We start from the raw sequence: 11,136 nt of genomic DNA, 5'->3' as shown, positions 1-11,136 counted from the left end.
CCAACGCGAATGGGGAGGCCTCCGCATCGGAGACCTCCCCATTCGCTATATGTCGCTCTTCATCGCCGGTATGGGTCGCAATGCGGTGGGGCGCGTCGCACCCCACCGGCCGGCTGCATCGGCCCCTGTCACAGGGAGTCGGGAGCGGCGGAGAACCGCACGGCGGCCCAGCTGATGGGCGGCAGCGCGAACGACACCCGTCCGTCGGCGGCGTTCGCGTCGAGCGGCACGGGTACGACTGCATCCGGCTGTTCAGCCGTGTTCTGCCGGTGCGGATCGTCGTCATGCAGCATCATCGCATGGGTGACGCGCATGTTCGCCGCATCGGCCTGCGGCAGCCCGGACAGGTCCACCGACAGCGTGTGCGCGGCCTCGACGTCGCGGTTGACCACCAGCAGCAGACCCTCGCGCGCGTGCTCGTCCCACGTCACCACGGCCTCGACGGCATCCACGTCGCCATAGGCCTCGGTATGCACGGACGGGGCGTCGAGTGCCGGCACGTACACCATGCCCCTGGCGTGGTGCGCGGCCTCGGCGAACGGGTAGAACACGGTCTGCCGCCATGCGGGCCCCTGCTCCTCGGCCATGATCGGGGCGATGACGTTGACCAGCTGGGCGCGCGAGGCGGAACGGACCCGGTCGCAGTGCTTGAGCAGCGTGATCATCAGCGAGCCTTCCACCACGGCGTCCGCGGCCGAGTAGATGTCCTCCAGCAGATGCGGCGCCTTCGGCCAGGGCTCGGGATGCAGGCCCTCGCTGGCCGCGGCCTTCCACTCGGCCTCCTGCTGGTTCCAGACGTCCGAGTACCACACGCCCCATTCGTCGAAGCTCAGCGCGATGTCGTGATCGCCGTCATGCGCGGCCTTGGCATCGTCGGCGCAGTCGGCCACGGTGGCGATGAAGCCGGTCATGTCCTCGGAGGAGGCCAGATAGTCCTGCAGGTTCCTGGCGCCGCGCTCGTAGTAGTAGGCGTGGCAGGAGACGAAGTCCAGATTGTCATAGGCCCGGGTGAGCACCGTGCGCTCCCAGGTGCCGAAGGTCGGCGTATGGGCGCTGGACGAGCCGCAGGCCACCAGCTCCAGTCCCGACTCGGCGAGCTTCATGGCGTGCGCCACCTTGTCCACTGCCAGCGCGTACTCCTCGGGCGTCATGTGGCCGACCTGCCAGGGGCCGTCCATCTCGTTGCCGATGCACCACATGCGGATGCCCATCGGTTCGGGGATGCCGTTGGACACGCGGCGGTCCGCCAGCTCGGTGCCCGGCGCGCCGTTGACGTATTCCAGCTCTTCCAAGGCGGCTTTGAGGCCTCGGGTGCCCATGTTCACGGCGAGCATGATCTCGGTGCCGGCGCGTTGGCTCCACCGGTAGAAGTCATCGATGCCCATCTCGTTGGTTTCGGTGCAGTGCCAGGCCAGGTCGCGGCGGACGGGGCGGCTCTCGCGGGGGCCGGTGCCGTCCTCCCAGTTGTAGTTCGACACGAAGTTGCCGCCGGGGTAACGCACGCAGGTCACGCCGAGCTCCCGGACCAGGTCGAGCACGTCGGCGCGGAAGCCCTGGTCGTCGGCGGTGGGGTGGTCGGGGTCGTAGATGCCGCCGTAGACGCAGCGGCCGAGGTGCTCGACGAACGAGCCGAACAGGCGGCGCGGCACGTCGGCTGTGGGGCGGATGCCCTCCAGGGAGGCGGTGGTGTCGGGCGCCGCGGCCGCGGTGGTGCCATCGGTCATGGGAACTCCTTTGTTTGCGTTACCGAATGTAGTGATGTGGTTTCATTATAGACGAAACACGCGGACTGCAATTTCCTTGAAATCATGCGGTTTCGAAGGTGTGTCGCGTTTCGTGTTTGCGTAAACATTCAGTCTGTGATAATGTCGTCCATGACATCAAGGATTCGCAACCAACGGATTCAAGATTGCTACCTCATAAGGAAGGAAGAACGATGAAGTTCAATAAGCGCATCATTGCTCTGCTCGGCGCGGCGGCCATGGTCCTGCCGCTCGCGGCTTGCGGCGGCGGTAACGACGCTGCCGGCGACGCCTCCGGCGACGAGCAGATCGAGCTGACCGTCTGGTCCTGGGACTCCACGCTGCCCCGTACCGTCGAGGGCTTCGAGAAGGAGAACCCGAACATCAAGGTCACCATCACCAATGCCGGCACCAACAAGGACGAGTACCAGGCGCTGAACAACGCGATGGAGGCCGGCTCCGGCGCTCCGGATCTGGCGCAGATCGAGTACTATGCGCTGCCCGAGTACGTGATCCGCGGCTACGTGCAGGATCTGTCCGGCTACGGCGCCGACGATTTCTCCGACTTCTTCACCCCGGGCACCTGGGCCTCGGTGGCCATCCAGGACGGCGTCTACGCCCTGCCGATGGACTCCGGCCCGATGGCCTGGTTCTACAACAAGGAAGTCATGGACAAGGCCGGCGTGAACCCGGACGAGGTCCGCACCTGGGACGACTTCTACGAGGCCGCCAAGAAGGTCCGCGCCACCGGCTCCTACATCACCTCCGACTCCGGCGACGCCGGCTTCTTCGACTCGATGACCTGGCTGGCCGGCGCCACCCCGTTCGAGACCGGCGAGGACGGCACCTCCGTCAAGATCAACCTGACCGGCGACGACAAGGTCCAGTCCTTCATCGACTTCTGGCAGAAGCTCATCGATGAGGACCTCATCGACACCAAGACCGCCGGCTGGACCGACGAGTGGAACCGTGGCCTGAACGACGGCTCCATCGCCTCCCTGCTCACCGGCGCCTGGATGCCGTACAACCTGCTCTCCGGTGCCCCGGACGGCGACGGCAAGTGGCGCATCGCCCAGATGCCGACCCTCGACGGCTCCGAGACCAACTCCGAGAACGGCGGCTCCTCGCTCGCCGTCATCAAGACCGATGACGAGGCCAAGGCCGAGGCCGCGTACAAGTTCGCCGAGTACGCCTGCCACAACGCCGACGGCGTCGGCGTGCGTGTGGAAGGCGGCGCCTTCCCTGCCGACAACGAGACCCTCGCCTCCGAGGACTTCCTGAACATGACCTCGCTGACCGATTCCGAGGGCAACGCCCACGAGTACTTCGGCGGCCAGAAGTTCAACGAGGTCCTGGCCAAGGCGGCGGCCAACGTCTCCACTGGCTACAAGTTCCTGCCGTTCGAGGTGAACGCCCGCAACGTCTACGCCGACCATGCCGGCGGCGCCTTCACCGACAAGTCCATCACGCTCGAGGAGGGCATCGCCTCCTGGGAGACCGCGCTCAAGGAGTACGCCGAGCAGCAGGGCTACACCGTCGAGTGAACGAATCCTCGCAGCAATAACTGAATACCGATGAGGCGGCCCGCACCTGATACCGGTGCGGGCCGCCTCGTTTGTGGTGCGCTGCGGGACAGGGCCGCGGGATATGGGAGGCGTCGGCGGACGGCGGGAATTCGGTGTGCATACCGCGGGTGGTGGTTCCGCATCCAGCCGGATGCCGTACACTACATGGTGCACACGGGCCCGAATGGTGCAGCAGGGCCGTAATACGTTGAAGGAGCGGGTATGACGCGTGACGGGGGAGCCTGGCGGCGGATACGCCGCATCGCGGCGGCGGGACTCGGCGCCGCATTGCTGACGCTGGCCTCCGGCTGCGCGGCCGCCGCCGATACGCGCACCGTGATCACCGTGTGGTCCTGGGAACCCAGCATGCGCGCCGTCATCGAGGATTTCGAGCGGGCCAACCCGGATATCCGCGTGGAACTGGACGCCACCAGCGGGTACACCAACCTCAACCGCTTCATTCAGGACGGATACAACCTGCCCGACGTGGTGCAGCTGGAGTACTATGCCCTCGGGCAATACGCGGTCAGCGGACAGCTGCTCGACATCACCGATCGTGTGGCGGATTACGCCGGGCAGTATACGCCGGGCACCTGGTCCTCGGTGCAGCTGAACGGCACCGTATACGGGCTGCCGATGGATTCCGGCCCCATGGCGTTCTTCTACAACGAGGATGTGTTCCGCCAGGCGGGGGTCGACGCCGCGTCCATCCGCACCTGGGACGATTACTACGAGGCCGCCAGGAAGCTCAAGGAGATCGGCGTGTACATCACGGCCGACGCCGGCGACGCCAGCTTCTTCAACGCCATGGTCTGGCTGGCCGGCGGCCGGCCGTTTCTCACCTCCGCCGACGGCAAGGAGGTGACGGTCTGTCTGGACACCGACGCCGGCGTGGCCCGGTTCACCGCATTCTGGCAACGGATGATCGACGAGGGGCTGGTCGCCACCAACCTGACCACATGGTCGGACGAGTGGAAGGCGGCGCTCGGCGCGGGGCAGGTGGCGTCATTGTTCTCCGGGGCGTGGATGCCGTCCCTGCTGTTGGCGGATGTGCCCGGAGGATCGGGATTGTGGCGGGTGACCACCATGCCCACCGAGAACGGCGTGCGGACCAACGCGGAGAACGGTGGATCGGCGATGGGCGTGTTGCGCTCCACTCGCAAGCCCGAAGCGGCCTTCCGGTTCATCGACTATGTCTGCCATGATGCGCAGGGCATCGCCACCCGCGTGGCCGGCGGCGCCTTCCCCGCGGACAACGCCACGCTGAACGACGAGGAGTTTTTGAGCCGGACCACCATCACTGACTCGCGGGGCATCGACATCCCGTACTTCGGGGGGCAACGGTTCAACGAAGTGCTCGCCCAGGCCGCGCGCGAGGTGTCGGTGGGGTACCAGTACCTGCCGTTCGAGGTGTATGCGCGCAGCGATTTCAGTGACACCGTCGGCACCGCCTATCGATGGTCGGCCAAGGCGCTGCGGTACAACACCGCCAAAGCCCGCATCGAGGCGGGGGAGCGGACCGCGGACGGCGAGGAGATCACGCTGCCCGAGGACCCCGGGCAACGCGTGAGCATGATGGACGGCGTGGCCCTCTGGCAGCGTGACCTGCTGGAATACGGCACCAATCAGGGATTCACGATGAGCAGCGCCTCCTGACGGCTCGGACCGCTCGGAAGCCGGACCGCCACCGGTCGGGGTGCCGGTGCCGGGCCGCGTCGGACGTTGTCAGACGTTGCGGGCGTGGATCTTGGCCATGCCCTTGAAGATCAGATCCGGGTCGTAGACATCAATCAGATCGGTGTCGTCCATGAACACACGGCCCAGTCCGCCGGTGGCGATGACCTGGAAATCCTCCCGGATCTCCTCGCGGAACTGCATGATGGTGCGCTCTATGCCGCCGAGGAAGTTGTAATACAGGCCCGCCTGCATCGCCGTCTTCGTGCCGGTGGCCAGAATCGAATCCGGGCGGGTGATCTCCACCTCGGGCAGCTGCGCGGTGCCGGTCCACAGCGCGGCGGCGGCCGTGCGCAGACCCGGGGAGATTAGTCCGCAGGTGATCGTGCCGCGCGCATCGACATAGTTGAACGTGGTCGCCGTGCCGAAATCGGCCACCAGTGCAGGCCCTCCGTACGCGTAGTAGGCGCCGGCGCAGTCGGCCAGACAGTCGGCCCCCAGCGACTTCGGGTCGTCGATGCGGATGTTCATCCCTGACTTGACCCCGGGGCCGACCACCATGGGGTCGATATCCAGGAACTTGACGATGCTGGCACGGAAGGAATGCATCACCTTCGGCACCACGGAGGCCACGATCACGTCATCCACATCCTGCGGCGAGTACCCGCTCATCCGCAGGAACTCGGTGATCATCAGACCATACTCGTCCGAGGTGTGATCCGCCTTCGTGGTGATCCGGTACGTGCCCACGATCCGCTCCCCCTCAAGGAAACCGAGCACGATATTCGTATTGCCGATATCCACTGCAAGTAACATGCCTCCATCATACCGGCCCGGACATGGGGCGGGTCTACAATGGAGCGCGGTGGACGACCCGGACGGGCGGCCAACCGCAACAAACGAATCGCAGCATCACCATACGCAACGCATAAGGATTGTCATGGCTGAACAACCAGGTGCGCACGGCCGGACCGGCGCAACCTCATCACCAACAGCACCCGCATCACCGACCAACGAAGCCAGCACGGACGCCTCGCTCAACGCCCGCGTCAAAACGCCGCATCGCCGTCCGTGGGCGTGGATCGCCGTCGCGGCCGTGGCCGTGGTGGCCGTCGTCATTGGCATCATCGCAATCGTCAACCGTCCCGCAACACAGCAGGCCGGGCGACGCGACACCGTCACCATCGGGCTGAAACTCGCTCCCACCAACCTGGACATCCGCAACCAGTCGGGGTCGGCGCTCGACCAGATCCTCATCGGCAACGTGTACGAAGGCCTCGTGGCCCGGGACGAGAACAACCAGGTCGTGCCCGCGCTCGCCGCCAGCTGGGAGGAGAGCGCGGACGGACTGACCTACACGTTCCACCTCAACGAGGGCATGAGCTTCTCCAACGGGGACGAACTCAACGCCGATGACGTGGTCTGGTCCATCCAAGAACTGGTGGGCAAGCAGTACCATGACGCCAGCTCGCTGACCAACTTCGGCTCGATCACGGCCGTCGACCCGAACACCGTGGAGCTGCGCCTGAGCGCGCCGAACTCCAACCTGCTGTGGACGCTCGCCGGACGCTGCGGCCTGGTCTTCGACCAGGACGCCGAATACGACATGAAAACCGAGGCCATCGGATCCGGCCCATATCTGGTCAGCGAGTTCCGCGCCAACGACTCGATCACGCTGAAGGCCAATCCGAACTACTGGGGTGAGCATCGGGCGGCGACTGAAACCGTGGTCGTCCGGTATTTCACCGACGACAACGCGGCCGTCAACGCCCTAGCCTCCGGCGACGTGCAGGTGCTGGCGCCGATCAGCGAGAACCTGGCCGGCCAATTCGCCGACGACCCCGACCACTACACGGTACAGGCCGGGGACGGCACCGACAAATACGTGCTGGCCTTCAACGGCGCCGGCGAACACACATCCGATCCGCGCATCCGGCAGGCCATCCGGTACGCCATCGACCATGAGGAGCTCATCGCCTCGCGCGGCGGAGCCGACGCGCCGCTCGGCGGGCCGATCCCCTCGCTGGATCCCGGATATGAGGACCTGACCGACCTGTATCCGCACGATGTGGACAAGGCGCTGGAGCTGATGGCAGAGGCCGGGTACGGGCCGGACAACCCGCTGACGCTGCGCCTGGAATACTCGAACACCTACGGCACCGACCTGGGCGACCAGCTGCGCTCGCAACTGGCACAGATCGGCATCGACCTGCAGGTGGAGGTGGTGGAATTCTCCACCTGGCTGCAGGACGTGTACACGAACAAGGACTACGACCTCTCGCTCGTGGACCATAACGAAAGCCACGACTTCTACCAGTGGGCCGATCCGGAGTACTACTACAACTACGACAACCCCGAGGTGCAGAGCCTGTACGCGCAGGCGCTCGCAGCCACCGATGACGCGGCTCGCGACGACCTGCTGCGGCAGGCGGCTCGGATGGTGTCCGAGGACGCGCCCGCCGACTGGCTGTTCAACTACCGCATCACCACCGCATGGGTCAACGGCGTAGAGGGCTTCCCGGTGAACCTCAACCAGACCCAATTGCCTTTGTGGAATCTGGCGTACGAAAGCGAGTGACCGATGAGGTTTGTACTGCGGCGACTGCTGCTGTTCGTGGTGGCGTTGCTGGCCATCTCGGTGGCGGTGTTCGCCATGCTGCGCGTGCTGCCCGGCGATGTGGCCGCGGTGATGGCCGGCGTGAACTCGCCGCCGGAACGCGTGGCCCAACTGCGCGCCGAGCTGGGGCTTGACCGTCCGCTGGCCGTGCAGTACCTGGACTGGTGCGCGAACCTGCTGCACGGCGACCTCGGCGCCTCCATGCTCACCGGCCGTTCGGTCAGCGAGCAGGTGGGGGTGCGGGCCTCCATCACCTTCCCGCTGATCACGCTCGGCCTGCTCGTCGCCCTGGTGATCGGCATCCCGCTGGGGTGCGCGGCCACCTTGGCCCGCGGGCATCGCGCCCGCGCCGCCTACCGGCTGGTCTCCATCGTCGGCGGAGCCATTCCCGCGCTGTGGAGCGGCATGCTGCTGATCCTGCTGTTCGGCCGCGGCGTGGGCCTGATCGGAGTCCTGCCCTCACAGGGTTTTCCGGCCGCGGGCTGGGGCGCCCCCGTCCAGGCGCTGACCTCGCTGGTGCTGCCCGCCTTGAGCGTGGGCATCATCGTGGGCGCCGGCCTGATGCGGTACACGCGGTCGGCGCTGGGCGAGCTCGCCGCCTCCGGATACATCGAGATGGCGATGTCCTGCGGCATGACCCGCACGCAGGCGGTGCGGCAGGTGGGCCTGCGGCTGGCCATGCCGCAGATGGTGTCCGTGGTGGGACTGACCTTCGCCGAGATGATCACCGGCGTCATGGTCATCGAGAACCTGTTCGCCCTGCCCGGTCTGGGCACCGGCCTGGTGACCGACGTGGGCAACCGCGACCTGATCGCCGTACAGGGCGAGCTGTTCATGCTCGCCGCGTTCTTCCTGCTCATCGGCCTGCTGGTCGACCTGGCTCATCGGGCCCTGGACCCCAGGCTCAAGGCGTCCATCGGTGGAAATGAGGTGTCAGCATGAAGGCTGCAATCGGTTACGCCGCCACGGTGTTGCGGTCGATGTGGCGGCACGCCGGCGGCCGGTTCCCGCTGGTGGTGCTCGGCCTGTGGGCGGCGATATCGGTGGTGTCGCTGTTCTGGACGCCGCAGCCGCTGATGCGGACCGACGGCTACCACACCTGGCAGTCGCCCTCCGCCGAGCATTGGCTGGGTACGGACGGTACCGGCGCCGACGTGTTCAGCTGGCTGATGGCCGGCTCCCGCACGGATCTGCTCATCGTGATCCTTACGGTGCTGGTCGCCGCCGCGCTCGGGCTGTTGTTCGTGGCCGCCATGGTGTCGCGGCATACGGCGTTGGCTGGCGCCTCGGTGGTGGTGGTCGACGCGCTGATCTCGATCCCCACCGTGCTGATCGCCCTGGTGCTGGCGGTGCCGATGGGCGCTTCGATTGCGGTGATCGTCATCGCCTGTGGCTTCGGATACGGGCTGAACTTGGCCCGCGTGGCGCGTCCGCAGGCCCTGCTGGCCGCGCAGTCGGACTACGTGGAATCCGCGGTGTCCAACGGGGCGTCGGGCGCGTATGTGTTCTTCCGTCATATCGTGCCGAATATCCTGCCGGTTATGCTGGTGCAGCTGTCGCTGTCCGCGGGAACCGCGGTGCTCGCCGAATCGGGGCTGACCTATCTGGGTGTGGGCGTGCCGTCGGGCACCCCCAGTTGGGGGCATTCGCTGGCCACCACCGTGCGGTTCATCACCGTGTATCCGTTGACCGTGCTGTGGCCGGGACTGGTGGTGACCGTGGCGGTTGTGGCGTTGAACCTGTTCGGCGACGCCTTGCGCGATGCGATCGACCCGGTGACGAATCCGGAACTGCGGCGGGCTGCGGGCGCGACCCGCATGGAGGAGGACGGCCATGGGCGTTGATATTCGCGATCTGCGCATCGCCATCGGCGGCAAGGAGATCGTTCACGGCGTCGACCTGTCGATCGGCGATGGGGAGCGCGTGGGTCTGATCGGGGCATCCGGTTCGGGCAAGTCGATGATCGCCCGCGCGATGTTGGGGCTGTTGCCGCCGGATGTGATGGTGACCGGTTCAGTCATGCTCAGTGGCGCGGAGGTCATCGGTGCCGCCGACCGCACGCTGGCCGATCTGCGCGGCCGGTATACGGGCATGGTCTTCCAGAATCCGGGCGCCTCATTGAATCCGGTGCTGCCCGTGGGCAGGCAGGTCGAGCTGCCGTTACGGCTGCACTACGATCTGACCCGTTCCGAACGCGTCGAGCGCGTGAACGCCATGCTGGCCAAGGTCGGTCTACCGGCCGACGTCGCGGCCAAATTCCCGCACGAACTCTCCGGCGGACAGCGGCAGCGCGTCGGCATCGCCACCGCGCTGATCACCTCGCCGCGGCTGATCGTGGCCGACGAACCGACCACAGCGCTCGACTCGATTACCCAGCGGCAGATCGTGGATCTATTGGTGTCCCTGGTCGATGAGGCGGGCGCCTCGATGCTGTTCATCACCCATGACTTCTCGGTGCTGACGCGTGCCACCACCCGTTGCGTGGTGCTGGACGAGGGTTCGGTGGTGGAAACCGGCGAGACGGCCACGATGCTCGCCGCGCCGCAGGACGAACGGACCGCGCGGCTGGTGCGGGCGGCCCGAACCCTGACCCTGCGCGTGTCGCGGGAAGGTGCCGATCGGGAGACGGACCGCGGCGCAGCGCCCTCAGACGATGCAACAGCGGACGAACACGAAGGCGAGGCATGAGCATGGCGAATGACGTGGTGCTGCAGGGGAGCCATATCGGCAAATGGTTCGGACGGCGGTCCGAGCGTCGGCAGGTGCTGTTCGACGTGTCGGTTGCGGTGCATGCGGGGGAGTGCCTGGCCGTGATCGGCGGTTCCGGATCGGGCAAATCCACGCTGACCCGCATCCTGCTGGGATTGGAGACCGCTGACGCCGGAACGGTGACATACCAAGGCGCGGATGTGACGTGCGGCTCCCGTGCCGCCGGTTATCAGGCGTTGCGCCGGGATTCGGGACTGGTGTATCAGGATCCGTTCGCCTCGCTGAATCCGCGGTGGACGGTGGCGCGTTCGGTGGGCGAGCCGTTGCATCTGCGCCACCGCGGCATGGGCTCCGATGACGTCGCCCGCCGTTGCGCCGAAGCGTTGGATACGGTCGGTCTGGAGCCCTCGACGTTCCTAAACCGGTATCCGGTGGATCTGTCGGGCGGACAGGCGCAACGTGTGGCCATTGCGCGCGCCATCGTCAACAATCCCAAGGTGCTGCTGGCCGATGAGCCGATGAGCGCCATCGATGTGGCGGCACGCGTCCAGATCCTTGAGGCGTTCGCCGCCATCCGCAGGCGGACGCCGGATATGGCGCTGATCGTGGTTTCCCATGATCTGGGCGTCGTGCAGCATCTGGCCGACCGCATCGTGGTCCTGCACGATGGCCGCGTTGAGGAGGAGGGCCCGACGGCCCGGATTCTGCGGGAGCCGAGGAACGCGTACACCCGCACGCTGATCGAGGCTGCATCATAGCGGTTCGCACTACCTCGGGTTTCGCGGAGACGCCCCTTGGAAAACGGCGGTTGAATCAGAAAACCTCGAAG

The 11,136-nt window shown here is 66.4% G+C and carries 9 protein-coding genes; 7 read left to right on the top strand and 2 right to left on the bottom strand.

The features are described from left to right. Positions 1-128: 128 nt before the first annotated feature. Positions 129-1,724: an alpha-N-arabinofuranosidase gene (locus tag BIGA_RS05155; protein WP_081929486.1), complete on the bottom strand. Its 1,596-nt coding sequence runs from the start codon at positions 1,722-1,724 to the stop codon at positions 129-131. A gap of 212 nt (positions 1,725-1,936) precedes the next feature. Here BIGA_RS05155 and BIGA_RS05150 point away from each other — a divergent pair, with 212 nt between their 5' ends. Together BIGA_RS05150 and BIGA_RS05145 are read left to right on the top strand one after the other, a co-directional pair. Next, entirely contained in the window at positions 1,937-3,286 is a 1,350-nt protein-coding gene (locus tag BIGA_RS05150) for an ABC transporter substrate-binding protein (protein WP_033506363.1), read from the top strand. A gap of 243 nt (positions 3,287-3,529) precedes the next feature. Beyond that, the gene (locus tag BIGA_RS05145) at positions 3,530-4,963 is read left to right on the top strand and encodes an ABC transporter substrate-binding protein (RefSeq protein ID WP_033506365.1); all 1,434 of its coding nucleotides are present in this window, start codon (positions 3,530-3,532) and stop codon (positions 4,961-4,963) included. A 69-nt stretch (positions 4,964-5,032) separates the two neighbouring features. On the opposite strand, the gene BIGA_RS05140 is transcribed toward BIGA_RS05145, so the two are convergent. Then, positions 5,033-5,797: a type III pantothenate kinase gene (locus tag BIGA_RS05140; RefSeq protein ID WP_033506367.1), complete on the bottom strand. Its 765-nt coding sequence runs from the start codon at positions 5,795-5,797 to the stop codon at positions 5,033-5,035. Positions 5,798-5,921: 124 nt separating this feature from the next. On the opposite strand from BIGA_RS05140, the gene BIGA_RS05135 reads away from it, so the two are divergent. From BIGA_RS05135 to BIGA_RS05115, 5 genes are read left to right on the top strand one after another with little or no spacing between them, the layout of a single operon-like run. Next, entirely contained in the window at positions 5,922-7,559 is a 1,638-nt protein-coding gene (locus BIGA_RS05135; RefSeq protein WP_033506369.1) for an ABC transporter substrate-binding protein, read from the top strand. Positions 7,560-7,562: 3 nt separating this feature from the next. Then, complete coding sequence (locus tag BIGA_RS05130) at positions 7,563-8,540, top strand: ABC transporter permease (protein WP_033506371.1); 978 nt, start codon at positions 7,563-7,565, stop codon at positions 8,538-8,540. Next, positions 8,537-9,442, top strand: coding sequence for an ABC transporter permease (locus BIGA_RS05125; RefSeq protein WP_051917104.1), 906 nt, complete (start codon positions 8,537-8,539; stop codon positions 9,440-9,442). Before BIGA_RS05130 ends, BIGA_RS05125 begins: the two co-directional genes overlap by 4 nt. Continuing rightward, positions 9,432-10,286, top strand: a complete 855-nt coding sequence (locus BIGA_RS05120; RefSeq protein ID WP_051917103.1) for an ABC transporter ATP-binding protein — start codon at positions 9,432-9,434, stop codon at positions 10,284-10,286. Before BIGA_RS05125 ends, BIGA_RS05120 begins: the two co-directional genes overlap by 11 nt. Beyond that, complete coding sequence (locus BIGA_RS05115; protein WP_033506373.1) at positions 10,283-11,065, top strand: ABC transporter ATP-binding protein; 783 nt, start codon at positions 10,283-10,285, stop codon at positions 11,063-11,065. The genes BIGA_RS05120 and BIGA_RS05115 overlap by 4 nt, the downstream gene beginning before the upstream one ends. Positions 11,066-11,136 lie beyond the last annotated feature (71 nt).

Source organism: Bifidobacterium pullorum subsp. gallinarum (genome assembly GCF_000741215.1).
Taxonomy (GTDB): Bacteria; Actinomycetota; Actinomycetes; order Actinomycetales; family Bifidobacteriaceae; genus Bifidobacterium; species Bifidobacterium pullorum_B.
Note: the sequence above shows the minus strand (reverse complement) of the source record. Positions and strands in the feature narration are given on the sequence as shown.